Genomic DNA, 25204 nt, shown 5'->3' on the forward strand with positions numbered 1-25204 from the left:
CACTTGGTTGGAGGACCCCGGCCGAGGCATTCAACGAGCAGCTACTCTTGCTCCAACAAGCCGGTGTTGCAACGACCGGTTGAGTCCAAGCAATACACGAGCTTCCGCCTCGCCGAGCATCTGGACACCGCCGGCATCGCGGCGAGCATCGGATCAGTCGGTGACGCGTACGACAATGCCCTGATGGAGTCCACGATCGGCCTGTTCAAAACCGAGCTGATCAAACCCCAGCAGCCATGGAAGACGCTCTCCCAGGTCGAGTTGGCCACCGCCGAGTGGGTCGACTGGTACAACCACCGTCGACTCCACGGAGAGATAGGCCACATCCCGCCCGTCGAATACGAAACCAACTACTACACCGAACTCGCAAAACCCCAGGTCATCACCACAACCTGAGATCTCTACCGAACCCGGGGCGGTTCAGATCCCAGTCGATCTGGGGTCTTTCTGTTACTCCGGCAGTTGCTTGACCAGCGGCCGAGCGAGCTTCCAGGTCGGACCGGGATCTTCGCCACAGCGTCGAGGACCAGCGACGCCCCGTCCCTGAGCCGGGCGTGGATGTCGGACGGTTGGATGCGGGACCAGGTGACCGCGCGGCGGTTCCTGGTCGGGATCGCGTAGTGGTGCAGAGGGACCGTCTCGCCGTCCACCGGCAGGCGCAGCCCGGGCGGCTCCAGTGGATCGTGCCCCGGGTGTCGGCAGACGGTCGTCTGCCGACACCCGGGAGGTGGCTGCCGCCTACATGGCGACGGTTCGGATCCCGAGGGCGACGAACACCACTGCTGTGATCTTGGCGGCCGTGCGCTGGAAGCGGGGTTTCTGCCAGGTGGGTGAGGCACGCCGGATGAGGACGGTCCAGGCAAGGAGCCAGAGTGTCATCAGCAGCGCGTGGGCGCTGGCCAGGGTGAGAATCTGGCTGTCGAAGGAGCGATCGGCTTCGATGAACTGGGGTACCAGGGTCAAGTAGACGGAAGCCGCCTTCGGGTTGAGGACGTTGCCGAGCAGGGCTTGGGTGTAGACGGAGTCCGACCGCACTGGCAGACGCCGACGGGTGGGCGTGCGTGCCGTTCCCGCCGTGGAATGCCATGTCCACAGACCCAGGCCGATGAGGTAGGCGGCGCCGATGACCTTGACGGCTGTGAGGGCCTGGCCGGAGCGCATGACCAGGGCGGACAGGCCGGCCATGGCGAGGGTGGCGTGGATGTACAGGCCGGTGACCGTGCCGAGGACGACAGGGAGCGCCTGGCGGCGACCCTTGTCGGTGACATGTCGAATCAGAAGGGCCAGGCTGGCTCCGGGGGTGGCAACGAGAGGCAGGAGTGCCGCCAGGAACCCGAGAACGGCGTAGGGGTGGACCACGTTTTCTCCGGGTCGAGCGGGCGGGATCAGAGCACGACGCGGTAGTGGGTGGTCAGGCGCCGGTCGTCGCCCAGGATGTGGAAGGCGAGACCGGGCGGCTGGTCGCGGTCCGCGGGGCGGTCGCCTTCCCAGGGCATGCGCAGGGTCCAGGTGACGGCCGGCCCGACGATCAGCGGGCGGGCGGCAAAGGTCGAGGTGGCCGCGGTATGGGCGTGTCCGGTGAGGACGGCAACGACGTGCGGGTGCGCGTCCAGCAGCGCGGCCAGTTGTCCGGGCTGTTCAAGCATGCCGGAGTCGGGCAGCGGGTGATGGAGTTCGACCGGTGGCTGGTGGAAGGCGATCAGTGCCGGGGTGTCCCGCGGCAGCGTGGTGAGTCGGGTGTCGATCCAGTCGAGTGTCTGCGCGTCGAGGCGTCCCTCGTCGCGGCCGGGGATGGTGGAGTCGCACATCAGGATGGCGGTCCCTGCGATGTGGTGGATCCGGTTGACGGGACTGTGATCGGGTGTCTCGCCGAGCAGGGCCTTGCGGTAGGCCGGACGCGCATCGTGGTTACCGGGGCAGGTGAGCACCGGGAAAGGGGCCGTGAGGATGCGTGCCGCTTCCTCGTACTCGGCTTCCGCGCCGTGATCGGCGATGTCTCCGGTGACCAGGACCGCATCGACCGGGTGAGGCAGGGCCCGTAGGTAGTCCATGACACGGCTTGCGCGCGCGGTGGCCCTCTCCGTGCCGTCCAGGTGCAGGTCGCTGATCTGGGCAAGCAGCACTGTCATTGTCTGTCCCCTCCCATGGCGGCGGCTCTGGCCGCCGGTTCACCGCGAGGCGTGGCGCGTCGCCCTGCCTCGACGTCTAACGGAAATTCTCGTTTTGCCGTTAGAGACTCTAGGGTGTACGCGGGAATGTGATCAAGTGGTTGACGACCGGGCAGGGGCAAGGGAAGGAGGCGCTTGTGGAGCGCCGGCTGGCACTGGAACTGGCAAGCACGATCCGCCACGACGGAGACGGCGGTGTGACCGACGACCTCGCCACGGCACACGGAACAACACGGTGGATCCAGGCGCAGGCCGATCTGCTGGCCGGCCGTCTTCCGGCTGGGGGGCTCACCGCGGACGAGGGCCTCAGGTCCGAGATCATCGAGCTGCGGCGGGCAGTCCGGGCGCTGTTCGCCCGGGCGGTAAGTCCTGCTCCCCCCAGTTCGGCGGACGCCCGACGGCTGATGTCGGCCGATCAGGCGCTGGCCCACCTCAACAGGGTTGCAGCCCGTGAACCGGTCGTCCCGCAGATGGAGTGGCTGCCGGAAGGTGCCCCCGCGACCCGTCTGCTGTCGGCGGAGAACGATCCGGAGGTACGCCTCGTGGCGGCCCTGGCGCGTGCCGCCATCGACTTCCTGGGCGGCCCGCAGCGCGAGCAGTTGCGCGCCTGTAGCGCACCCCGCTGCGTGCGCTACTTCGTCAAAAGCCATGGGCGGCAGGAATGGTGCAAGCCGTCATGCGGAAACCGCGCCCGGGCGGCTCGCCACTACCGGCGTCAGCGCATGGCGGCCGATGGCAGTTCCACCCCGTCCTGACCGGTCACCTGGCACGATGCCCGAGCCGCGGATCGGTCAGTCCCCGAGGAGAACTCCTCGGTGAAGCCGGTGAGGGGGTCGGAGTTCTTCAGTGCGTCCAACGGATCGAGGACGCCCCAGCGGCGTACGGCCTCGTCCTTCAGCGCCGCCGGGCCGGTGGGCTCGGCCGGCGGCTCCAGGTTCGGTACGGTGATCCACGGCTCGCCCTTGGGGTGGTGACCTTCACCCCGCCCGCCGAGCCGTCCACCGAGCGCGCCGGAGAGCCGGTCCTGCCCGCAGTCACGCGCTTCTTCGGATCCGCGATGAAAGCCCTCGGGTTCAGCGGCCGACGGATCGCGGTGTAGTGCACGGCGCGGGTCGCCTCGAAGTCACCGGGCAGGTCCTCCTCCGGGTTACGCCACCGCGCGGCCGTCGCCGACCGGCCCGGAGGCGCTGCGTGCCGGGCTGCCGCCGTGCCGGGGCGGCCGGTCGACGCTGACGAGCGAGGGGGCACCACCCCCGGCATGTCGCTTCCGTACGTTCCCTTCACAGCTGTTTCATCAACATTTGGCGTATTTTGTTCTTACCGCCGGAGTGGCTGAAACCTTACTTTCGACTGCCGAGAGACCGGCAGGCCGACCGTCTGCCGACTGTGTGCAGCAGTGCAGCCGGGAGGCTCGATGGAACCTCAGCCGTTGTCGCATCTGTTCGCCCTGCCGATCCAGTCGGCCGTCCGCGCCTCCGTCCTGGGTGCCGCGGAGGCGCTGTCCTTCTTCCAGAAGACCGGTCTGGAGGACGGGAAGCTCCGCATGCTCCGGTTCGTCTCGGAGCGTGTCGTCGAGGAGCGCAGGCGGGACCCCGAGACCGGGAACGTGACCACCGTCCACGTCAACAGGCCGGTCGAGATCAGCGTCCCGCTGATTTCCCTGCTGCCCCCCGTGGGGGCCCGGATCCAGGACATCGAGGTGGACTTCGCCCTGGACGTCGTAGGCGTGGCGAAGGCACCGCTGCCGTTCGGGCGCGTCGTGGCGGGACCACGCCCGGTGTCCGTGGCGGAGACCCGCGCCGTGCTGGTGCCCTCGCGCCCGGACACCCCGGCCGGCATGAGGGTGCGGATGAGGCTCGTGGCGGAGCCGCCGGAGGGCGCCGCACGCATCGGCGAACTGCTCCACGAGCAGATCGGCGGACGCCCGGTAGCACCCGGACCCGATGAGGAGGCACACCATGGCCAGTAGTGTCCCGGCGAACCTGAGCGCCCTTCCGCTGGAACACATCATCGGCGCACCGATGAACGCGGCCATCAAGGCGCAGGTGATGGCCGCCCGTGAGACGGTGAACTTCATCAACGGCGTCGGGATGAACGTCCATCCCGTGACCGGCGAGAAGAGCGCCATCAACGTGGACTTCAAGTTCGACCGGCCCATCGAGGAACTCGTATCGCTGCCCGGAGTGCCCGAGCCGGTCCGCAACATCCGTGTGGTGCCCTCCAAACTCAGCGTTCCCCTGCTGTCGATCGTTCCGATCCCCTACATCCGGATCGAGGACCTGACGATCCAGTTCGAGTACTCGATCGCGGACATCGAGACCAGTGAGTCCTCCTCGGAGCTGGGCATCGAGGCGGGAGTGGAGGTCAACTACTGGGCTGTCAAGGCCAGCGTCAAGGGTTCCTACTCCAACAAGAACAAGAACACCCGCAGCACGGACCAGCGCACCACCCTGAGCATCACCGTCCACGCCGTCCAGGACTCCATCCCCGAGGGGCTCGCCCGGGTCCTCGACATGATGAACGACCAGCTCCAGGTCGTCCCCTTGTCCACCGGCACCCTGACCCCTGCCGCCACGGCCCGTATCGACAGCGTCTCGCCGATCCTCGGAACCGCCGGTACGACCGAACTGGTGGTGGAGCTGACCGGGAGCGGTCTGCGGGGAGCGACCAAAGCCACCGTCAGCGGCGAAGGAGTGACCGCGGTGCTCCAGAACTCTCCGCTGAACCCGGCCGAGGGGCAGAAGGACGTCACATCCGCCGAACTCAAGGTCTCCATTCCCTCTCAGACGAAGCCGGGGGAGCGCACCATCACACTGCTCACGCCGCAGGGCGAGGCGGCCACCAAGTTCGTGGTGATGCCATGACCTCCGCCGCCGAGAACCCCGGTGACGGGGTCGTCTCCCTGGCCGATCTGCTGTCGGCCTGCTCGGCCGCGGTCCAGCGCGCCCAGGCAACGGCCGACCTGGGCACGTCCGGGATGGCACCCGAGTACGCGGGGGACGAAGTGCTGCGCACCTTCGCCGTGCCCCACTTCACGGTGCGGGAGCTCCAGGTGACGGTGTACGGACGTCCCCTGGACGTGGTCCGGAGCGACGACCGCTCGGCGGTCGACCTGCTGGTCGACCTCCGGGTCCCGGCCGAGGGCCGGGACGGCCCGGAGGCCGGGATCAGCGCGTTCACGATGACGCTGGCGAACGACCCGCACGGGCCCAGGCCCCCCGTGCGGCGGTGACGGGGAACTCCCGTGGCGGGGGGCGACCGCGCCGTGGAGCGCGCCTGGACGATCAAGGAAGCCGATCGGTACGTGAAGGTGCCCGACTGGTCCCCTGCGGCCGACCGGACCTCCTTCCCCGAGCTTCCCGGCACACCGACGATCCCGCCGGAGCCACCGGTCTTCGAGAGCTGCTTCAGACGGCTGTCGGACGACGGGAAGACCGTGCAGCGATACGACCGGATGCCCTATGTGTACGGGGGCTGGGACACGGTCGGGCAACTCCTCGCCAGGGTCGCCGATTCCACCATCGCCCCCGGCGGCTGGGACCGGACGTCGGGCGCCACGACGAGCGCGTTCTACGGCGTCGCCGGGACCCGCTCGCCCGACGGGGAGAAGGAAGAACCCGGCAAAGTACGGGCGAAGGAGCACCTGGCCAGGTACCACCTCGCGGGGATCGACTGCTCGGGATTCGTCTCCCGCTGCCATCGGCTGCGCGGCAAACTGTCCACACGCGAGCTTCCCGGCCGGTATCTGGACATCGACCACCGGCGGTTGCTCCCGGGGGACGTACTCAACCGTCCCGGCGACCACGTCGTCCTCTTCGCGGGCTGGACCGGCGGGGGATATGCGGGGCTGACGCTGTACGAGGCACTCGGCGGAGCCCCGGCGAAACCGCGCCGTGCCACCCTGCCCCGGGACACCCACGGCCGGGTCGTCCGACGGGACGAGGAATGGAGCTGGTTCGAGGCCAGGGGGTACCGGCCGCTGAGCCCCTTCCCCCAGCTGGTGTCCGCCGGGATCGAGGAGTACGACGGCAAGCGGGCGTTGAAAGTCGTCTGCGCGGCGAGCGGCGTGCCCGATGTGACGGAGATCCGGGTCGGGGGAGTTCCCCAGGTGTTCACCGGCACCCCGGGCATGGACCTGACGACCGGGACGGCCGCCATGACGCTGGAGTGCCGGACGGCCCCGGTCGACGAGGGGCTGCTGAAGCCGGGAGTCGAGGTCGCGGTGCGGATGACGAACAGGACCGCGGGCACCGTGTTCGAGGACGAGTCCCGCGTCGGTCCGGCGGGGCTCTGAGACGGAGCACGGCGCCCCGGCGGGCGGGGGGCGGGGCCGCGGGACCGGCCCGTTCCCAGCGGTGGCTGCTCCGGGGGCGGCAGGCCGGCCGGTGCGGCGGTGTGACAGCGCGTCGGGAAGGGCCGGCGCCGACCCGCCGGTGAGGAACCGGTCACCGCCCGGCGGGGCCCGTTCGCCAGATGAAGATCTCCGTGCTGGGCAGGCGCTCGGAGAACAGGCCCGACGCGGAGGAGTTCCCGAGCAGTCGGCGAAGGTCCGACTCGAAGTCGTCCCGGCGGGGGCCGAAGAGGTGGGGTGCCGAGGACGACAGGGAGAACACCCAGGAGACCACGGCGTCGGATGAGCGTTCCAGCGCCTGCCCGCCGGGCACGACACGGCGCTCCGGGCCCGGGAAACCCGCGCGGGCGAAGACCGCGGACTCGTTGCCCGGGGTCCCGTCCGGCAGGACGCCCCGGCCGGCCCGCCGTACCGGACCCAGATACCGCCGGACCAGTTCGGCGACCTCGCAGTAGGGCACCGCCGGGTGCGCCAGGCCCTCGACGGAACGCGCCTCCGTCTCCAGGTTCGAGATGTGCACCAGCGCCCCGCCGGGCCGCAGCATGGCCTTCACCGTCGTCGCGACCAGGTCGCGGTCCATCCAGTGGAAGGACTGGCCGAAGGTCGCCACGGTGAAGGTGCCGAGGCCCGCGGGCAGTTCCTCGGCCCGGGCCTCGACCCAAGCCGCCTTCCCGGTCGCTCCCGCCTCCTCCGCCAGGCGCCGGGCCTCGGCGATCATGCCGCTGTCCGGATCCACCCCGACGACCTCGCCGAACAGACGGGCCAGCCGCAGGGTGAGGGTGCCCGGTCCGCACCCCACGTCGAGGAGGCGCCCGGTGCCGTCGAGCCCCAGTGCCCCGGCGAGTTCGTCCGCCAGCCCCGGTGCGTAGGGAAACCTCCCGCGCTCGTAGTGGACGGCCGCACCCGAGAACAGGGTGTCGTCCCACACCCATCCGGCTGTCATGTCCGCCCACCGCCCTCTCCGGAGAACCCCGTTCGACGGTGGTGATGATTCCACGGGCGGCCGGAGGGGGCCGACGACGACGGGCGCCCCATGGACATTGGGGGAAGGCCCGCCGAGCGGGGGTGGACGTACCGGCCGGCCCCGGGGCAGGGACCGGCCGGCCTCCTCGATGTCGGCCGGTCCGCGCCCGGCCCGTGGCAGCTCAGGCGGTACGCAGGGCCGCCCGGGCGCCGAAGTGGAGGTAGCGGGTGCCGTCGGGCAGGGTGTCGAAGAGCACGGAGGTCCACCGGCGCTCACCCGGCAGCCTTACGAGGAACCGGTTCTCCCCGGCCGGTACGAGAACCAGCTCCATGACCGCCCCGGGGACGCCCTCGCCGAGGTCGGCCGTACGGATCAGCCGCATCCGCGGCCCGCCGTCCGCCTCGAAGACCTCCAGCTCATGGCGGCCGTACTGTACGTCCCGGCGACCGCGGCCCCGTCGGGCGCGGGCGCGTCCACCGGGAGCTCCTGGGGCCGGGGCATCTCGATCCCGGCCAGCTCATGGAAGATCTCGCGGAACAGCGCCGCGTACAGATCGCGTACCGGGCCGCCGTTCGTCAGCAGACAGACGGACAGACCGAGTTCGGGTACGAGGCGCAGACAGGCCCCCTGCCCGATGGCGCTCCCGTCGTGGCCGATCACGGTCCGGCCGTTCCAGTCCTCCCGGAACCAGCCGAGCCCCCAGGAACCGGCGACGTCCACGCCTTCGGGGAGCGTGACCTGACAGGCCGCCATCTCCTCGGTGAGCGCGGGGGAGAGGCGGCCCGCCGGAAGCGGCCGGGTCAGAACCGGATGCGCGCGGCGACCGGCAGATGGTCGCTGCCCGTCCCGGACAGCGCCCGGACGTACGTCACCGTCGCCGACCGGGCCATGACCTGGTCGATCCTCGCCAGCGGCATACGCGCGGGCCAGCTGAAGGCGAACCCCGAGTCCGGGTGGTCGAGCTGATCGGCGACCGGGTCCAGCCCGCGGTCGTCCGCCGTGCTGTTGAGGTCACCGAGGAGGATCACCTTCTCCAGGGGCTCCGCGGCGATCGCCGCGCCGAGGAGAACCGCGCTCTCGTCCCGCCGGGCGGCGCCGAAGCCCGTCGCCCCCAGCCGGACCGAGGGCAGATGGGCCACATACACGGCCACCTCGCCGTACGGCGTAGCCGCCGTCGCCCGCAGACCGCGCATCCAGCCGTCGGGAACACCCGCCGGCTTGATGTCCACCGGCCGGACGTCCGTGAGCGGGTACACCGACCACAGCCCGACCGTGCCCGCGACCGCGTGATGCGGATAGCGCGCCCCGAGGATCCGCCGGTAGGCGGGCAGCGCGGAGGGGGTCAGCTCCTCAAGGGCCACCAGCTCGGCGTCCGCCCCGAGCAGGGACTCCGCCGTGCCCGCCGGGTCCGGGTTCACATCGCTGACATTGTGCTGAACTGCCGTCAGATCGTACGGGGAGTCCTCGGCCCGCGCGAACAGCGTCCCGCCGAACAGAACGGCCCAGGCCACCGCGGGGACCAGGACGGCACCCAGACCGGCCGCCGAACGGCACCACAGCGCCACCAGGACCGCCAGCGCCGGCACGGCCAGGCCGAGCCAGGGCAGAAAGGTCTCCAGCAGACTGCCCAGCCGGCCGGTCGAGTTGGGCACGGCCGCAGGGAAGACCAGCAGACAGGTGACCGACAGCGCGAGAGCCACCAGTACGCCGGTCCGGTACGGGCCCGGCCGCTTCCGGCCCGTCGGCCGGTCGTCGGCCGCTCGCTCCCGTTCCTCAGGGGCCCGGTCCGCTCCTGCCGCCTGCCCGTGGCCGGGCGCGGACGGCAGAGCCTCGGCGGCTCGCGCGCCCGTCGCCGTCTCGCTCCCCGCCCGCTTCATGCCAGTCCGTGCTCCACATCGGTGGTCGTCCACGGGCGAGGACGCGGGGCCCGGCGGGCGCGGTTCCCACCGGCCGTCCGGGTGGGGTTGCTGCGGCCGTGCGGGGCGGGTTGCTCCGGCGCCCCGGGCCCTGCATCCTCGCCCCGGCCCGACGATGACCCGGAGCCCCGCCGGCAGACGCCCCCCCGTGCCGCCCGGAACGCCCACCGCGGCAAGGCCCGTGCTGTCGGCGGGAGCCGTGATGTGGTCGCCGCGGGGGTGACCTGTTCGCCGTGGGCTGTTCGCCATGGGCATCGGCAGAGCTGGTGAACGGCTGCTCCGGCATATCGGGAGCGGTCGGCCACGGCCCAGTCGGCCAAGGCGTTGGAGCCGCCGGCGCGCGACCGGGGCCGCTGCCCGTGCCCGGGGCGGGGGAGACCTCGTACGGACGGTCCGGACGGTGACGGACACCCCGCTCTCCGGCGCCCGGCCGTGCCGCCGGCCGCGGGGGAAGATCCGCCGGGAGAGCCCGTCCGTCCCGCGGAGACGGACGTGCTCACCCCACGTGCACCCTCGGCCTGCGCGCCGGATCCGGCTCCGCCCGGCGCAGGACCTCGCGGGTCACCGGGGCCACCTCCCCCTCGCCGAAGACCAGGAAACGCAGCAGCTGGCCCACGGGATGGCCCTCCGTCCAGGTGAAGTAGGCGTGCGGGATCTCGCCCGTACGGTCGCGCAGCCGTACCAGCACCGCGGCGATCGTGTTGGCCACGGTGGTCCCGTCCACCCGCAGCCGCCGGACGCCGTACTTCTCGTCACCGCGGACGATCAGATCGGTCGTGAAGTCGGAGGAGTCCTTGACGAAGACCTCCAGGAAGAGGACGGGCTGCCCGCCGGGGATGTGCGTCTCCTCCCGCTTCTTGTACTCCTTGGCGGGATACTCGGCCCTGGGGTGCTCGGTCGGATCGCTCGCGATGATCCGCAGCGGACCCGACGCGGCCGCCTCGTCGATGAACCGGCCCGCGGTCTCGTCGAAGACGACCTCCGCCGCACGCAGTTCGAAGGCCCGGTGGACCCGGGAGGCGAACGAGGTCACCAGGATCGTCACGATGAACAGGGCGGCGATCTTGATGCCGTCGGGCCGTTCGACCACATTCGCGATCAGGGTGTACGCGAACACGACGGTGATCGTGCCGAAGCCCAGGGCCGCCCTGCGACGGCCCTTGCGGTGCACGGCGACCGCGGAGGCGAAGGACGCCGAGAGCATCAGGACCAGCACACCCGTGGCGTAGGCACCGCTCTGTTTGTCGACGTTCGCGTCGAAGTACAGGGTGATGCCGACGGCGATCGCCACGAACACCAGGACCAGCGGGCGCACGGCCCGGGTCCACTCGGGGGCCATCCCGTACCGCGGCAGGAACCGGGGGACGAGATTGAGCAGCCCGGCGAGGGCGGAGGCACCCGCGAACCACAGGATGCAGATGGTGGAGACGTCGTAGACCGTGCCGAAGACCTCGCCCAGGTTCTTGTGGGCCAGATAGGCGAGCGCACGGCCGTTCGCCGGACCGCCCGCCTTGAAGTCCTCCTGGGGGATCAGCAGGGTCGTCGCCAGACTGGACAGCAGCAGATAGCAGCTCATGATCAGCGCGGCCGTGGTGAGCAGCTTGCGGGTGTCGCGGATCCGGCCCGCCGGGTTCTCGTAGGTGTCGGTGGGATCGCCCTTGATCTGGGGCATCACCGCCACCCCGGTCTCGAAGCCCGACATGCCGAGAGCCAGCTTGGGGAAGACCAGCAGCGCCACCCCGATCATCACGAACGGCGACGAGTGCTCGCCGGTCATCGCGGTCCACCAGTCGTCGATCACCACCGGCTCCCGCACCACGCGCCACACCGATGACGCCAGCACCACCAGATTGAGGGTCAGATAGACGGCCACGAGAGGGACGGCGACCCCGATCGCCTCCCGGAAGCCCTTGAGGAAGATCCCGCCGAGCAGCCCGAGGAGCACCAGGGTGATCCACAGATTGGTGCCGTTGAGCCATGGGGGCGCGTACGGGTTCTCCACCACGTGCGCCGAGGCGTCGGCCGCCGAGAGGGTGATGGTGATGATGAAGTCGGTCGCGGCGAAGCCCAGCAGCACGAGGACGAACAGCTTCCCCGCCCACCAGGGCAGCAGCCGCTCCAGCATGGCGATCGAGCCCTCGCCGTGCGGTGACTCCCGGGCAACCCTGCGGTAGACCGGCAGCGCGCCGAACAGGGTAAGCGCGAGGAGGACCAGGGTCGCCAGCGGGGAGAGCAGCCCGGCCGCCAGGGCCGCGATACCGGGCTGGTAGCCGAGGGTGGAGAAGTAGTCCACACCGGTGAGGCACATGACCCGCCACCAGCGGTTGCCCTTCTCCTCCTCGCGCGGGGTGCCGTGCGGCCCGGGATGGCGGGCCGTCTGCTCGATCAGCCCCTGGAGCAGCCAGGCACGCGCGCGCCCGAGGGAGGACCCGTGCCGGGGCGCGGTGCCGGTCCCCGCGCGGCTCATGGGCGGGCTCCCCGCGGTGGGCCGCCCCAGGCGGGCGCGCGGCTCACGGGCGGACCCCCGCGCGGCTCATGGGCGTGCCACCGGCGCCGCTCATGGGCGTACCCGTGTGCCGTTCATGGGCGTACTCCTTGTTCTTCCCGCCCGTCCCGCCGTGCCTTCCCCGCCCGTCCCGCCGTGTTCCTTCCTCCCGTCCCGCCGTGCTCCTCCCTCCCGACCCGCCCTGTCCTTGCCGTCCTGTCCGACCCGACCTGCCCTGTCCTGTCCGTCCTGTCCTTCGTGTCCCGTGCCGTCCTTCGCGCGAGTACTGCCCAGCCCCGGCAGGCGGGATTTCCGGCCACTGCGGTCCTTCGGATCATCCTCACCCGGCCACGGCGGACCGGCAGCCCGTACTCCGCCGGGGAGGCGGCGTACAGGTTGCGTCAAGAGGGCCGACCGGCCCGTATGGGACGTGTCAACGAATGCGGCGATCCGGCCGAAACCGGGGTTTCCTCGAACAGTCCGAAACCGAGCAGTTCCGATCCCATACAGGAGCTCACGATGGCCGACGTGGCCTTCGTCGTCACCACGATCGCGGTGTTCGCGCTGGTGGCACTCATCGCCAAGGGGGTGGCAAAGCTGTGACCGCCGAGAACATCGTCGGCCTGATCGTGGCCGTCGCCCTCCTGGGCTACCTCGTCCTCGCCCTTCTGTACCCGGAGAGGTTCTAGACCGGATATGAGTCCCGTACTTGCCGGTGTGCTCCAGCTGCTGGCGCTGATGGTGGCGCTCGCCCTGGTCCACCGCCCGCTGGGCGACTACATGGCCCGGGTCTACTCCTCCGACAGACATCTGCGGGTGGAGCGGTGGATCTACAAGGCCATCGGCGCCAACCCGAACACGGACATGCGCTGGCCCGCCTATCTCCGCGGTGTGCTGGCGTTCTCCGCGGCCGGTGTGCTGTTCCTGTATCTGCTCCAGCGTGTGCAGGGCTCGCTGCCCGGCTCCCTCGGTTTCCAGTCGATCGACCCGGACCAGGCGTTCAACACGGCCGCGTCCTTCGTCTCCAACACCAACTGGCAGTCGTACTACGGCGAGCAGGCCATGGGCCATGTGGTGCAGACCGGCGGCCTCGCGGTGCAGAACTTCGTCTCCGCGGCCGTCGGGATCGCGGTGGCCGTCGCGCTCGTCCGGGGCTTCGCCCGCTCCCGTACCGGTCAGCTGGGCAACTTCTGGGCCGACCTGGTCCGCGGAACCGTACGCATCCTGCTCCCGATAGCCGTCATCGGCGCGATCCTGCTCGTCGCCTGCGGCGCCATCCAGAACTTCGCGGGAATTCACCCGGTCGGCCAGTTCATGGGCGGCAGCCAGGAGTGGAACGGCGGCGCGGTCGCCTCCCAGGAAGCCATCAAGGAGCTGGGCACCAACGGCGGCGGCTACTTCAACGCCAACTCCGCCCACCCCTTCGAGAACCCCAACGGGCTCTCGAATCTGCTGGAGATCTTCCTGATCCTGGTCATCCCGCTGTCGATCACCCGCACCTTCGGCCGCATGGTCGGCAGTGTGAAGCAGGGGTACGCGATCCTCGGCACGATGGTGTTCATCTGGATCGCCTTCACCACGCTGATGATGTGGACCGAGTTCGCCCACCCCGGCCCGGCGTTCGACATCGCGGGCGGCGCGACGGAGGGCAAGGAGACCCGGTTCGGTGTCGGCGGCTCGTCGATCTTCGCCGTGGCCACCACCCTCACCTCCACCGGAGCCGTCAACAGCTTCCTCTCCTCCTTCACCGGCTACGGCGGCGGTATCGCGATGCTCGGCATGCAGCTGGGCGAGATCGCACCCGGTGGTGTGGGCTCCGGGCTCTACGGAATGCTGATCATGGCGATCATCGCCGTCTTCATCGCGGGCCTGATGGTCGGCCGTACGCCCGAGTACCTCGGGAAGAAGATCGGCACCCGTGAGATCAAGCTGGCGGCCTGCTACATCCTCGTCACCCCGGCGCTGGTGCTGTGCTTCACCGCCCTGGCGATCGCCCTGCCCACTCCGCCCGACTCCATCACCAACACCGCCGCGAACGCGGTGGGCGGATCGGGGGCGCACGGCTTCTCCGAGGTCCTGTACGCCTACACCTCGGGCGCCAACAACAACGGCTCGGCCTTCGCCGGCCTGAACGCCGACACCCAGTGGTACAACACCACGATCGGACTGGCGATGCTGCTGGGCCGCTTCCTCCCGATGGTCTTCGTGCTCGCGCTCGCGGGCTCATTGGCCGAGCAGAAGCCGATCCCCGCCACCGCCGGAACCCTGCGGACCGAGAAGCCGCTGTTCACGGGCCTGCTGGTCGGCACCATCCTCATCATCACCGGACTCACCTACTTCCCGGCGCTGGCGCTGGGTCCGCTCGCCGAAGGGCTCGAGTCATGAGCACGATTACTCCCACCCGGGCGCCGCACTCGGACGTGCCGACGGGTCACAAGCCCGGGGACGGGCGGATCGGCGGAGGTCTGTTCGATCCCAGACAGCTGGTGAAGTCCTTCCCCGACGCGCTGAGAAAGCTCGACCCGCGGGTGATGGTCAAGTCCCCCGTGATGTTCGTCGTGCTCATCGGATCGGTCGTCACGACCGTGCTGGCGGCCACCGAGCCGGGCGACTGGTTCGGCTGGGCGATCACCGCCTGGCTCTGGCTGACCACGGTCTTCGCCAATCTGGCGGAGGCCGTGGCGGAGGGGCGGGGCAAGGCCCAGGCCGACACCCTGCGCAAGGCCAAGACCGACACGGTCGCACGCCGGCTGACCGGCCGACAGGAGGAGCGGATCCCGGGAACGGATCTGCGCATCGGCGATCAGGTGGTCTGCGAGGCCGGCGACATCATCCCCGGTGACGGCGATGTCGTGGAGGGGGTCGCCTCCGTCGACGAGTCGGCCATCACCGGAGAGTCCGCGCCCGTCATCAGGGAGTCCGGCGGCGACCGCAGCGCGGTCACCGGCGGTACGAAGGTGCTCTCCGACCGGATCGTCGTCAAGATCACCACCAAGCCCGGAGAGACCTTCATCGACCGGATGATCGCCCTCGTGGAGGGCGCGGCGCGGCAGAAGACGCCCAACGAGATCGCGCTCAACATCCTGCTCGCCTCGCTGACGATCGTCTTCCTGCTGGCCGTGGTCACGCTCAAGCCGTTCGCGATCTACGCGGGCGCCGACGACGAGACCTCGCTGATCGTGCTGACGGCCCTGCTGGTCTGTCTGATCCCGACGACCATCGGCGCCCTGCTGTCGGCGATCGGTATCGCGGGCATGGACCGGCTCGTCCAGCGCAATGTGCTCGCCATGTCCGGCCGGGCCGTCGAGGCGGCGGGCGATGTGTCGACCCTCCTGCTGGACAAGACCGGCACGATCACCCTCGGTAACCGCCAGGCGGCCGAGTTCGTCCCCGTCGGCGGCTGCACCGCGGCCGAACTGGCCGACGCCGCCCAGCTCTCCTCACTCGCCGACGAGACCCCCGAGGGCCGCTCGGTCGTCGTGCTCGCCAAGGAGAAGTACGGGCTGCGCGAACGCCACCGGGGCGAGCTGGAGCAGGCCGAGTGGATCGCGTTCACGGCCCAGACCCGGATGTCCGGCGTCGACGTCGACGGCCGCAGCATCCGCAAGGGCGCGACGTCCTCCGTCACCGCCTGGGTCAGGGAGCGGGGCGGCACCGTACAGGACGACTGCGACCGGGTCACCGACGAGATCTCGCAGGCGGGCGGCACTCCGCTGCTCGTCGCGGTCGAGGACGACGGGGGAGCCCGGGTCCTCGGGGTCGTCCACCTCAAGGACGTCGTCAAGGACGGTATGCGGGACCGGTTCGAGGAACTGCGCCGGATGGGCATCAAGACCGTCATGATCACCGGTGACAACCCGCTGACCGCGCGGGCCATCGCCGAGGAGGCCGGAGTCGACGACTTCCTCGCCGAGGCCACCCCCGAGGACAAGATGGCCCTCATCAAGCGGGAGCAGGCGGGCGGGAAGCTGGTCGCGATGACCGGCGACGGGACGAACGACGCCCCGGCGCTGGCCCAGGCCGACGTCGGTGTCGCCATGAACACCGGTACCTCGGCCGCCAAGGAGGCCGGGAACATGGTCGACCTCGACTCCAACCCCACCAAGCTGATCGAGATCGTCGAGATCGGCAAGCAGCTCCTCATCACCCGGGGCGCGCTGACCACCTTCTCCATCGCCAACGACGTCGCCAAGTACTTCGCGATCATCCCGGCGATGTTCGCGGCGGCCTACCCGGGCCTGGACACGCTGAACATCATGCGGCTGTCCTCGCCCGAGTCGGCGATCCTCTCCGCGGTCGTCTTCAACGCGCTGATCATCGTCGCCCTGGTACCGCTGGCCCTGCGGGGTGTGCGCTACCGGCCCACCAGCGCGGACCGGATGCTCCGCCGCAACCTCGGGATCTACGGCTTGGGCGGTCTGATCGCCCCCTTCATCGGCATCAAACTCCTCGACCTGATCATCTCCTCCATCCCTGGCATCGGGTGACGACCATGAACACCTCCGTACGCAACACGGGACGGCTTATCGCGGCGGGCCTGCGGGCCGTTCTCGTCCTGACCATCGTCTGCGGCGTCATCTACCCGCTCGCCGTGACCGGGGTCGCCCAGGCCCTCTTCAACGACAAGGCCAACGGCTCCGAGATCACGTCCGACGGCAAGGTGGTGGGCTCCTCCCTCATCGGCCAGACCTATCTGCTCCCGAAGAAGAACCCCGACGACCCCGACGAGGCACCCCGGCCCGATCTGCGGTGGTTCCAGCCCCGTCCGTCCAACGGCCTCGGCAGCAACAGCGTCAACACCCAGTACTCCCTGATCCTCTCCGGCGCGACCAACCGGGCCGGGAACAACAAGGAGCTGATCGAGTGGGTGACCTCGGCGAAGAAGGCCGTCGTCGAGGACAACAAGGCGGCCGGCTACACACCCCGGCCCTCGGACGTGCCCCCGGACGCGGTCACCTCCTCGGGATCGGGCCTGGACCCCGACATCTCACCCGAGTACGCGGAACTCCAGGTCCGCAGGGTCGCCGAGAGGAACAAGCTCCCCGTCGAGGCGGTCCGCGGTCTGGTCGAGGACCACACCAGCGACCGGATCCTGGGCTTCATCGGTGAGCCCCGGGTCAATGTCCTCGAACTCAACATCGCGCTCAAGGAACTGGCGAAGGGCCGATAGCTCCGCGGAGTCCGGACACGCACGGGGACAGCGCCGCCCCCTGGGCTGCTCACCTGGAAGTGCCCCTGGTTTCAGCGGGAACGAGGATCTCTCGACGATCCTCTTTCCTGCTGGTCAGGGGCACTTCCTGCTGAGCTGAGCAGGTCATCCGCCGGGCAGCCTGATCAGCGACAGCGCGAGGCTCACATGCGGCCCTCACAACGTACGGCTTCAACCCGACTGCGCTCGCCCGTCCACGGGCCGTCGAGCGGTGCAGCCGTCACCCGGGCGGCCGGGACGGGTCCAGCCGGGCCTTGAGCGCCTCGATGACGAGTTCGACGGTGAACTCGAACACGGCGTCGGCCCGGGGCGCGTCGGAGGGCAGACTCCGGGTGATACGGGCCAGGGTCGTCGTCTGCGCGAGGACCTCAGCCGGATAGATGTCCTGCGGGGACACAAGGTCCAGGCTCCCGCCGATCGTGATGATGTCGATCATGGCGATCGTCATCAGAACGTCCCTGTCGGTGAAGCCCGCCTTGGACAGGACCGTCGCGACGTTCTCGACGGTGGTGATCGAGGTATCCAGATCCGCCGGTGACGTCGCCAGCAGCGGGATCAGCCAGGGGTGCTTGGCCATGGAAGCGCGGTGGGCCGAGGCGACGAGTCGGATGACGTCGGGCCAGTCGGCGTTCACGTCGACCCGGACCGCCATCGCTTCGTGAAGTTGTCGGCGGATGAGTTCGATGATCCCGGCCCGCCCGCTGACGTGGTTGTACAGCGACGAGGGCCGGACGTTGAGCCGCTTCGCCAGTTCCGGAACGGTGAAGTCGCCCGTCTCGCTGGTCATCTCAAGTGCCGCGGCAGCGATGATCTCCGGGGAGAGTATGGCCTTGCTGGGACGTGCCATCGGGGATCCTCAATCCCCGTCCCTTTGCGTATCCGGAGATCGGGGCCGTTTAACGAATACTGTTCGTTTGAAGCTTTGACAGTCTCACCACTCGTGGTCATGCTACCAGCCAAACGAATCCTTATTCGTTTTCGTGGGTTGTTTGCTGATGCGCGTCCACGAGGACGCCGAACACGACAGGGACCTTCGTGAACACATCTCCTTGGTGGCATGGCGGTACGCTCTATCACGCCTACGTCCGGTCCTTCCAGGACAGCGACGGGGACGGCTACGGTGACATTCAGGGCCTGACCGATCGGCTCGACTATCTGCGATGGCTCGGGATCGACGGCCTGTGGCTGTCCCCGACCATGCCGTCGCCGAACCACGACTGGGGTTACGACGTCAGTGACTATCTGGGCGTGCACCCCGAACTGGGAACCCTTGAGGCCATGGACAAGCTCATCTCAAAGGCCCGGGACCGCGGTATCCGCGTCATGCTGGATCTCGTCGCGAACCACACGAGCAGTGACCACCCCTGGTTCGTGGAAGCACGTTCCTCGGTGACGTCCGCGTACCGCGACTACTACGTCTGGGCCCCGCCGAAGGCCGACGGCTCTTTGCCCAACAACTGGGTCGACGACACCGGCGATCCCGCGTGGACCTGGGACGAGAAATCCGGCGAGTACTTCTTCCACAACTTTCTCCCGGAACAGCCGGACCTGAATTGGTGGAACCCGGCAGTTCATGCGGAATTCGAAGCCGTCATGGATTTCTGGTTCGACAGGGGAATCTCCGGTTTCCGGATCGACGTGGCCAACGGCCTCTACAAGGACGCGCAACTGCGCGACAATCCACGGCACGAGGGAGCCTATATCTACGGCACTGAAGTTCAGGGCCGGTACGGACTCCAGCACCTCCACAACTTCAACCAGCCCGAGGTCCACGAGGTCTATCGCAACTGGCGTCGGCGTGCCGAGAAGCGGCCGGAGACGCCTCTCCTGCTGGGCGAGACATGGGTGGCCCGGGTCGACGAACTCGCCCCCTACTACGGGGACAACGACGAACTGCAGCTCGCCTTCAACTTCCCCCTCATCTTCGCTCCGTTCGAGGCGCCCGCCCTGGCCCGTATCGTCTCCGACTCGCTGTCCCTGTTCCCCGCCGGTGCCAGTCCGGTCTGGGCGGGGTCCAACCACGATCTGCCCCGCCTCGCCACCCGATGGGCCGGCGGTGACAGCCGGAAGGCACGCATGGCCCAGACCGTACTGGCCACCCTGCCAGGTACGTTCGTTCTCTACTACGGTGACGAACTCGGCATGATCGACAGCGACATTCCCCCGGACCGGCAGCGTGATCCGCTCACCGCCGGTGGCAAGAACGGCCAGTGGCCCCGGGACAACGCACGGGCGCCCATGCGCTGGGACCGCACGGACCACGCGGGCTTCAGCACGGGAACTCCGTGGCTGCCGCTGCCCGACGACGACCGGATCAACGTCGCCGACCAGCGCGAGGACCGGCTTTCGCCTCTCACGCTGATCCGGTCCCTCATAGCGCTGCGCCGGGAGGCCTTCGCCGGATCCGTGGCCGAGTACTGTGTGCTCACGGTCTCGGACACCCGGTGGGCCTACACGAGCGGCCCCTTGACCGTCGTCGCGAACTTCTCCGACGAGCCCCAGCCTCTGTCACTGAGCGGCGAACCCGTACTGTCGAGCCGGAAGATCCGGGACATACCGCATGGGCTCACCACAATCGGGCCGTGGGAAGCCGTGGTGCAGTACACCGGACGCGCGGGCACCGGCCTCGCTGCCGCTCCGGAGCACACTCCATGAGCCCGCAGGTCGCGGACACAGGCGCCGCCGCCACGCCCTCGCAGGCACCACCGCGGGCCGTCCCGCGTAACCAGCGGCTGTCGTACATCACCGGCAACGTCGGGATGAACCTGCTCTACCAGAGCGTCGCCGTGTACCTCCTCTACTTCTACACCGATGTCTTCGGCCTCACCGCCGCCGCCGCGGGCAGCGTCCTGCTCATCGCGCGGATCGTCGACCTGATCACCGACCCGGCCATCGGTGTCGCCGTCGACCGCACCCGCAGCCGGTGGGGCAAGTTCCGCCCCTATCTCCTCTTCGGCCCGCTCCCGCTGGGAGCCCTGGCCGTCCTCTGCTTCACCGCACCGGGCCTGGGCGACGGCATGAAACTGCTGTACGCCACCGTCATCTACAGCCTGTTCAGTATCGCCTACGCCGTCGTCAACATCGCCTACGCGTCCATGCTGCCCGCCCTGACGGGCGACTACTACCAGCGAAGCGCCATCAGCGGCTACCGCGAACTCGCCGGCACCGTGGCGATTCTCACGGTCAACGCGGGCACCCTGCTCTTCGTCCGCCAATTCGGATCGGAGAAGGTCGGATTCCCCGTGGTCATGGGCGCCTACGCGCTGGTCGCCGTCCTCACCCTCGTCATCGTCTTCGCCGGCACCAAGGGAATCGGCGAGCGATCCCCGGACGGCGCCGCTTCCGGCCCGGGGCCCTCGCTGCGTGCCCAACTGAGGACGCTGTCCGCCAACCGTCCGCTGTACCGGGTGCTGACCTACAACTTCGCCTCCACCCTGGCGGCCGGGATCCATCTCAGCGCGATGGTCTACTTCTTCAAGTACAACCTCGATCGCGACGGTATGTTCCCGCTCTTCCAACTGGTCAGCACTCTCGTCATGTTCGCCGCGATGGTCGGCGTTCCCTCCCTGGTGCGCAGGACGGGAAAGCGCTCGGCCACCATCACCGCGCAAGTGGTCACCATCATCGGGCTTGCCGGTCTGTTCTTGCTCCACCGTCAGATCGTCTGGGTGTTCATCCTGGGCAGCCTCGCCAGCGCGGGCTTCGGGATGACCCGGTCCATCATCTGGGGTGTGGTCCCCGACACCGTCGAGTACGGAGAGTGGAAATCGGGCCACCGGGCCGAGGGAATCGTCTACGCCGCATTTATCGGCGTGGAGAAGCTCGGCTCGGCGGCCAGCGGAATCATCACCGGTCTGGTCCTGTCGATCGCCGGATTCGTGGCCAACACCACGCAGACCACCGGTGCCGAGTTCGGCGTTCTCCTGCTGATCACCGTGGTCCCCATCGTGGCAACGCTGGCGGTCATCGCGGTGATGAGGAACTACCGGCTCGACGGAGAGCAGTTCGACCAGATCGTCACCGACCTTCGGTCCAGGCCGGAAACCCCACCGCGGTAGCGGGCCCGGTCGGCCGCTCCGTGCCGCGGCCGGAATGCCGGCTCTGTTCCCGTGCGGGTACGAGCTGAGCGGCTGGGGCCGATCCGGGCCGAGGGTGGCGCCGTCGGCCCCGGGGCACCGCCGCCGGGCACACGGCCCGGGGCTTCCCCGTGACGAGCACGGGGCTCGCGGGAACACGGGGGAGTTGTCGGTTGCCGTGACGCAGCCGGAAGGCGTCATGCCGGGGCCACGGGTCCCCTGAGCGGGGATCCCGGTCAGTCGGTCGTCGTACGGGCCCCGTCGGTCACGATCGACGGCGGGACCGTTCCGTCCGTCGTACGGGCCCCTTCGGGCACCGTCTCGTCCCCCGTATGTGTCTTGTCGAGCACGACCTGCGGCGGCACCGTCTCGTCGCGGCACTCCGCCGGGGGCGCGCCCTTCCGAGTGGCACGGACCCGGGCGGCGAGGGGTTCCGTGTAGCGGGCGGCCAGCGGGCCGAGGATCACCAGGATCAGGACGTACGCCGTGGCGATCGGACCGATCCGCGGCTCCGCGCTGACGGCCAGCCCCGCGATGACGATCGAGAACTCTCCCCGGGCGACCAGCGCACCGCCCGCCCGCAGCCGGCCGGGGGCGCCGATGCCCGCGCGCTTGGCCGCGTACCAGCCGGTGAGGATCTTGGTGCCGGCCGTGACGAGCGCGAGCACCAGCGCGGGCAGCAGGACCGGCGGGATCGCCGTGGGGTCCGTCGACAGCCCGAAGAAGACGAAGAACACCGCCGCGAACAGATCCCGCAGCGGGGTGAGGATCTGCCGGGCGCCCTCGGCGACCTCCCCGGACAGCGCGATACCGACCAGGAAGGCGCCCACGGCGGCGGAGACCTGGAGCTCCTGGGCGATACCCGCCACCAGCAGGGTCAGCCCGAGCACCACCAGCAGCAGCATCTCCGGATTGTCCGAGGACACCGCACGGCTGATCACCCGGCCGTGCCGGAGCGCGAGATACAGCACGATGCCGACCGCGCCCAGCGCGATCAGCAGGGTGACACTGCCGCCGGCGAGTCCCACACCGGCCAGCAGCGCGGTGAGCAGCGGCAGATATACCGCCATCGCCAGGTCCTCCATGACCAGGATGCCCAGGATCACCGGGGTCTCCCGGTTGCCCAGCCGTCCCAGGTCCGTCAGCACCTTCGCGATGACACCGGACGAGGAGATCCAGGTCACACCGGCCAGTGCGACCGCCGCGACCGGCCCCCACCCCAGCAGGAGCGCCGCCGCCGCGCCCGGCAGCGCGTTGAGCGCGAAGTCGACCGCGCCGGACGGGTACTGCGTCTTGAGGCTGCCGACCAGTTCGGAGGCGCTGTACTCAAGGCCCAGCAGAAGCAGCAGCAGGATGACCCCGATCTCCGCGCCGACGGCCACGAAGTCCTCGCTCGCGCTGAACGAGAACAGCCCGCCGTGCCCGAACGCCAGGCCCGCGAGGAGGTACAGGGGGATGGGGGAGAGGCCGAACCAACCGGCGCACCGGCCTATCAGACCGAGCCCCAGGATGATCGCCCCGAGTTCGATCAGCAGTGCGGTGGTGTTGTGCACGATCAGCCTTCCGCGATGATCTCGGCGAGCGCGTCCACGCCCTCACGGGTGCCCACGGCGACCAGGGTGTCGCCGAGCGCGAAGCGGAAGTCCGGCCCGGGCGACGGATGCGCGCTCGTACGCCGCAGCACGGCCACGATGGACGCGCCGGTCCTCGTCCGCGCCTGCGTCTCGGCGAGCAGCCGCCCGAGGTACGGGGACCTCGACCCCATCTGGATGTGCTCCGTCACCAGATCGATGCCGTCCGTCCGTACGGCGTCGATCGGCGCGGGATCGATGAGATGGGCCAGCGCGGTGGCCTCCGCCGAGGACAGCGGGACCGAGAGCTGGCACGCGTCGGGGTCGTCCGACGCGTAGAAGCCGAGGAACCGCCGGCCGTCGTGGTGCACGACGACGGAGATATGACGCCCTGCCTCGGTGGTGAAGTCGTACTGCGTCCCGACTCCCGGCAATGAGGTGCGACGGGTGCCCATGCTCGCCTCCCGAGGCGTGGGTCGTCCCCTCACCCCGGGCGGGTGAGCGGGTGGTGGGTGGTGGACGAACACATTTTACGGACCGGATCGCGTGCCCCGGCGTCCGGTCCGATTCGTCCCGTGCGTCCCGGCGCCCCGGGACGCCCCCTGCCGGTCCTGAGCACCGCCGGGGCCCCGCCCGTTCGACCCGCGGCGCGCCCTGCGGAGGCCATCCGTCCCGGGGCCGGTGCTCGCCCGGCGGCCTCCGGGGCGGGCCCGGTGCCGGACCCCGGACGAGCCCGCGCCCAGGGGGCGTAACCGGGCGCCGTAGCCGGGCGCCGTAACCCGGCGCCGTAACCCGGTCCGAAGCCCGGGGCGCGCGGGCCTGGAGCCCCCACCGGAGCCCGAGCCCGGGCTCCGGTACGGCCCGGGGGCTCAGCCCGAGGCCGCGCGGTCGATGGCCGCCGAGACCCGGGACCAGGTCGCCGTGTCCCGTTCCACCGGCGGCAGCTCCACCGTGCCGCCCACCGCCGACTGCCACGCCCGTGCCAGCTCCACCGGATCGTTCCCGGTCGACGCGCCCGCGGCCAGCGCGGCGGCGCCGACGGCGACCGGTTCGGCGGTCGGGGGAATGAGCAGGGGCCGGCCCGAGAGCCGGCGGACGGTCTCCACCCAGTGGCGCCCCCGGGCCCCGCCCCCGACCAGCCGCAGCGGACGCGCGGACACCTCCGGGCCGGCGGGGTCGAGGCCGCACGCCCGCAGCACCTCGTCCAGCGCGCGCAGGACCGTCACCACGGCTCCCTCGTACGCCGCTCCGAGGATCTGCTGACGGCTGGTCGTATGCCGCAGACCGATGAGGGAACCGGACGCCTCCGGCAGGTCGGGGGTCCGCTCGCCGTCGAGATACGGCAGCAGGACGACCTCCCCGCCCGCCTCCGCCGTGTCCCGGCTCAGCCCCAGCAGCGCGGCGATCCTGTCCACGGCGAGCGTGCAGTTCAGGGTGCAGGCCAGCGGCAGATACGTACCGTCAGCGGCCGCGAAGCCGGAGAGCGCGGGCGACACGGGCCGGGCGCGGGTCGCCGCGAACACCGTGCCCGAGGTGCCGAGGCTGAGCACCGGATGGTCGAGCAGGCCCCCGCCCCCGAGCCCCAGCCCCACCGCCGCTGCCATGTTGTCGCCCGTGCCCGCGGCAACGGCGATGCCCGCGGGCAGGCCGAGCGCGTCCGCCGCGGCGGCCGTCAGCGAGCCGGCCCGGGTGCCCCCGGTGGGGGCCACCGTGGGCAGCAGACCGGCGTCCAGCCCGATGAGGTCCAGCAGCTCCGGGTCGTACGCCCCGGTCTTCGTGGAGTACCAGCCGGTGCCGGACGCGTCGCCGGGATCGGTGACGGCGACCCCCGCGAGCCGCTCGGTGAGAAAGTCGTGGGGCAGCCGTACGGCCGCCGCCGCCTCGGCCGCGCGGGGTTCGTGCTCGCGCAGCCACCGCCACTTGGTGGCGGTCAGGGACGCCACCGGCACCGATCCGGTGCGCCCCGTCCACGCCCCGGGACCGCCGAGTTCCCCGGTGAGCGCGGCGGCCTGCGGTGCGGACCTGGTGTCGTTCCAGAGCATCGCGGGACGCACCGGGGACCCCGAGCCGTCCAGGACGACCAGCCCGTGCTGCTGTCCGGCCACGGCGATGCCCGTCACCGACGACGCCGGCACACCGGACTCCTTGAGTCCGTAGGCGACGGCCTCCCGCAGGGCGCCCCACCACGCCTCGGGGTCGCTCTCCCGAGCGCCCCCCGCGCCGCTGACCTCGTGCGCGGCCCGGCCCACGGCGAGGACCCGGCCGGTGGCCACCTCGATGAACGCCGCCTTGGCGGACTGGGTCGAGCTGTCCACGCCGATGACGACAGCCTGCGTCGGCATTGCCTCCACCTCTCCGTCCCTGCTTCTCTCTTTGGGGCCATATTTGGCCACAGGTGAAACAAATTACGCCAACCTGGTGGTGGGGAACAGGTGTTGAGGGGCTTCTGTAACACCCGTGCGAT

24 protein-coding genes and 2 pseudogenes are annotated in these 25204 nt (G+C 70.1%); 14 read left to right on the forward strand and 12 right to left on the reverse strand.

Annotation, left to right across the window (positions count from 1 at the left end):
* Nucleotides 1-90: 90 nt before the first annotated feature.
* A pseudogene (locus tag ACIBCM_RS03840) lies at nucleotides 91-396 on the forward strand (integrase core domain-containing protein); the annotation flags it as partial.
* 86 nt (nucleotides 397-482) lie between these two features.
* Here ACIBCM_RS03840 and ACIBCM_RS03845 read toward each other — a convergent pair.
* The 3 genes and pseudogenes from ACIBCM_RS03845 to ACIBCM_RS03855 all read right to left on the reverse strand — a co-directional run.
* A pseudogene (locus ACIBCM_RS03845) lies at nucleotides 483-677 on the reverse strand (cupin); the annotation flags it as partial.
* 61 nt (nucleotides 678-738) lie between these two features.
* A complete protein-coding gene (locus ACIBCM_RS03850) occupies nucleotides 739-1359 on the reverse strand; it encodes a LysE family translocator (protein WP_399239862.1) in 621 nt (206 codons plus the stop codon).
* Nucleotides 1360-1385: 26 nt separating this feature from the next.
* Nucleotides 1386-2129, reverse strand: a complete 744-nt coding sequence (locus tag ACIBCM_RS03855) for a metallophosphoesterase (protein ID WP_399239864.1) — start codon at nucleotides 2127-2129, stop codon at nucleotides 1386-1388.
* Nucleotides 2130-2305: 176 nt separating this feature from the next.
* Here ACIBCM_RS03855 and ACIBCM_RS03860 point away from each other — a divergent pair, with 176 nt between their 5' ends.
* The 6 genes from ACIBCM_RS03860 (at nucleotide 2306) to ACIBCM_RS03885 (ending at nucleotide 6462) form a co-directional block, all read left to right on the forward strand.
* On the forward strand, nucleotides 2306-2923 hold the full coding sequence (locus ACIBCM_RS03860; protein WP_399239866.1) for a CGNR zinc finger domain-containing protein: 618 nt from the start codon (nucleotides 2306-2308) through the stop codon (nucleotides 2921-2923).
* 215 nt (nucleotides 2924-3138) lie between these two features.
* The gene (locus ACIBCM_RS03865; RefSeq protein ID WP_399239868.1) at nucleotides 3139-3267 is read left to right on the forward strand and encodes a hypothetical protein; all 129 of its coding nucleotides are present in this window, start codon (nucleotides 3139-3141) and stop codon (nucleotides 3265-3267) included.
* Nucleotides 3268-3582: 315 nt separating this feature from the next.
* Nucleotides 3583-4137, forward strand: a complete 555-nt coding sequence (locus tag ACIBCM_RS03870; protein WP_399239870.1) for a DUF2589 domain-containing protein — start codon at nucleotides 3583-3585, stop codon at nucleotides 4135-4137.
* Nucleotides 4127-5032 carry a DUF2589 domain-containing protein gene (locus ACIBCM_RS03875; RefSeq protein ID WP_399239872.1) on the forward strand — a complete coding sequence of 302 codons (906 nt, stop codon included), beginning with the start codon at nucleotides 4127-4129 and terminating at the stop codon, nucleotides 5030-5032. Before ACIBCM_RS03870 ends, ACIBCM_RS03875 begins: the two co-directional genes overlap by 11 nt.
* On the forward strand, nucleotides 5029-5400 hold the full coding sequence (locus tag ACIBCM_RS03880; protein WP_399239874.1) for a hypothetical protein: 372 nt from the start codon (nucleotides 5029-5031) through the stop codon (nucleotides 5398-5400). Before ACIBCM_RS03875 ends, ACIBCM_RS03880 begins: the two co-directional genes overlap by 4 nt.
* A 12-nt stretch (nucleotides 5401-5412) precedes the next feature.
* Entirely contained in the window at nucleotides 5413-6462 is a 1050-nt protein-coding gene (locus ACIBCM_RS03885) for a hypothetical protein (protein ID WP_399239876.1), read from the forward strand.
* Between the two features lie 151 nt (nucleotides 6463-6613).
* Here ACIBCM_RS03885 and ACIBCM_RS03890 read toward each other — a convergent pair whose 3' ends face one another.
* The 5 genes from ACIBCM_RS03890 to ACIBCM_RS03910 form a co-directional block, all read right to left on the reverse strand.
* A complete protein-coding gene (locus tag ACIBCM_RS03890) occupies nucleotides 6614-7462 on the reverse strand; it encodes a class I SAM-dependent methyltransferase (RefSeq protein ID WP_399239878.1) in 849 nt (282 codons plus the stop codon).
* A 202-nt stretch (nucleotides 7463-7664) separates the two neighbouring features.
* Nucleotides 7665-7865, reverse strand: coding sequence for a hypothetical protein (locus ACIBCM_RS03895; RefSeq protein WP_399239880.1), 201 nt, complete (start codon nucleotides 7863-7865; stop codon nucleotides 7665-7667).
* The gene (locus tag ACIBCM_RS03900) at nucleotides 7856-8236 is read right to left on the reverse strand and encodes a serine hydrolase (RefSeq protein WP_399239882.1); all 381 of its coding nucleotides are present in this window, start codon (nucleotides 8234-8236) and stop codon (nucleotides 7856-7858) included. Before ACIBCM_RS03900 ends, ACIBCM_RS03895 begins: the two co-directional genes overlap by 10 nt.
* A gap of 47 nt (nucleotides 8237-8283) precedes the next feature.
* Entirely contained in the window at nucleotides 8284-9360 is a 1077-nt protein-coding gene (locus ACIBCM_RS03905; protein WP_399239884.1) for an endonuclease/exonuclease/phosphatase family protein, read from the reverse strand.
* 535 nt (nucleotides 9361-9895) lie between these two features.
* Complete coding sequence (locus ACIBCM_RS03910) at nucleotides 9896-11866, reverse strand: amino acid transporter (protein ID WP_399239886.1); 1971 nt, start codon at nucleotides 11864-11866, stop codon at nucleotides 9896-9898.
* A gap of 441 nt (nucleotides 11867-12307) precedes the next feature.
* Here ACIBCM_RS03910 and ACIBCM_RS03915 point away from each other — a divergent pair, with 441 nt between their 5' ends.
* From ACIBCM_RS03915 to ACIBCM_RS03935, 5 genes are read left to right on the forward strand one after another with little or no spacing between them, the layout of a single operon-like run.
* Nucleotides 12308-12487, forward strand: a complete 180-nt coding sequence (locus ACIBCM_RS03915) for a hypothetical protein (protein ID WP_399239889.1) — start codon at nucleotides 12308-12310, stop codon at nucleotides 12485-12487.
* The gene (gene kdpF, locus ACIBCM_RS03920; protein WP_037701211.1) at nucleotides 12484-12573 is read left to right on the forward strand and encodes a K(+)-transporting ATPase subunit F; all 90 of its coding nucleotides are present in this window, start codon (nucleotides 12484-12486) and stop codon (nucleotides 12571-12573) included. The genes ACIBCM_RS03915 and kdpF overlap by 4 nt, the downstream gene beginning before the upstream one ends.
* A gap of 7 nt (nucleotides 12574-12580) precedes the next feature.
* Entirely contained in the window at nucleotides 12581-14269 is a 1689-nt protein-coding gene (gene kdpA, locus ACIBCM_RS03925; RefSeq protein WP_399239891.1) for a potassium-transporting ATPase subunit KdpA, read from the forward strand.
* Nucleotides 14266-16371, forward strand: coding sequence for a potassium-transporting ATPase subunit KdpB (kdpB, locus tag ACIBCM_RS03930; RefSeq protein WP_399239894.1), 2106 nt, complete (start codon nucleotides 14266-14268; stop codon nucleotides 16369-16371). Before kdpA ends, kdpB begins: the two co-directional genes overlap by 4 nt.
* A 5-nt stretch (nucleotides 16372-16376) precedes the next feature.
* The gene (locus ACIBCM_RS03935) at nucleotides 16377-17054 is read left to right on the forward strand and encodes a potassium-transporting ATPase subunit C (protein WP_399239896.1); all 678 of its coding nucleotides are present in this window, start codon (nucleotides 16377-16379) and stop codon (nucleotides 17052-17054) included.
* Nucleotides 17055-17313: 259 nt separating this feature from the next.
* On the opposite strand, the gene ACIBCM_RS03940 is transcribed toward ACIBCM_RS03935, so the two are convergent.
* Nucleotides 17314-17940 (reverse strand): TetR/AcrR family transcriptional regulator, encoded by a 627-nt coding sequence (locus tag ACIBCM_RS03940; protein ID WP_399239898.1) that lies wholly within the window; start codon nucleotides 17938-17940, stop codon nucleotides 17314-17316.
* A gap of 188 nt (nucleotides 17941-18128) precedes the next feature.
* On the opposite strand from ACIBCM_RS03940, the gene ACIBCM_RS03945 reads away from it, so the two are divergent.
* Entirely contained in the window at nucleotides 18129-19748 is a 1620-nt protein-coding gene (locus ACIBCM_RS03945; RefSeq protein ID WP_399239900.1) for an alpha-amylase family glycosyl hydrolase, read from the forward strand.
* Complete coding sequence (locus tag ACIBCM_RS03950) at nucleotides 19745-21151, forward strand: glycoside-pentoside-hexuronide (GPH):cation symporter (protein WP_399239902.1); 1407 nt, start codon at nucleotides 19745-19747, stop codon at nucleotides 21149-21151. The genes ACIBCM_RS03945 and ACIBCM_RS03950 overlap by 4 nt, the downstream gene beginning before the upstream one ends.
* A gap of 254 nt (nucleotides 21152-21405) precedes the next feature.
* Here ACIBCM_RS03950 and ACIBCM_RS03955 read toward each other — a convergent pair whose 3' ends face one another.
* The 3 genes from ACIBCM_RS03955 to xylB form a co-directional block, all read right to left on the reverse strand.
* A complete protein-coding gene (locus tag ACIBCM_RS03955) occupies nucleotides 21406-22722 on the reverse strand; it encodes a cation:proton antiporter (protein ID WP_399239904.1) in 1317 nt (438 codons plus the stop codon).
* Nucleotides 22723-22724: 2 nt separating this feature from the next.
* Entirely contained in the window at nucleotides 22725-23195 is a 471-nt protein-coding gene (locus ACIBCM_RS03960; RefSeq protein ID WP_399239906.1) for a cation:proton antiporter regulatory subunit, read from the reverse strand.
* Between the two features lie 414 nt (nucleotides 23196-23609).
* On the reverse strand, nucleotides 23610-25082 hold the full coding sequence (gene xylB / locus ACIBCM_RS03965) for a xylulokinase (protein WP_399239908.1): 1473 nt from the start codon (nucleotides 25080-25082) through the stop codon (nucleotides 23610-23612).
* Between the last annotated feature and the right edge of the window lie 122 nt (nucleotides 25083-25204).

The organism is Streptomyces sp. NPDC051018 (assembly GCF_044456085.1).
Classification (GTDB): Bacteria; Actinomycetota; Actinomycetes; order Streptomycetales; family Streptomycetaceae; genus Streptomyces.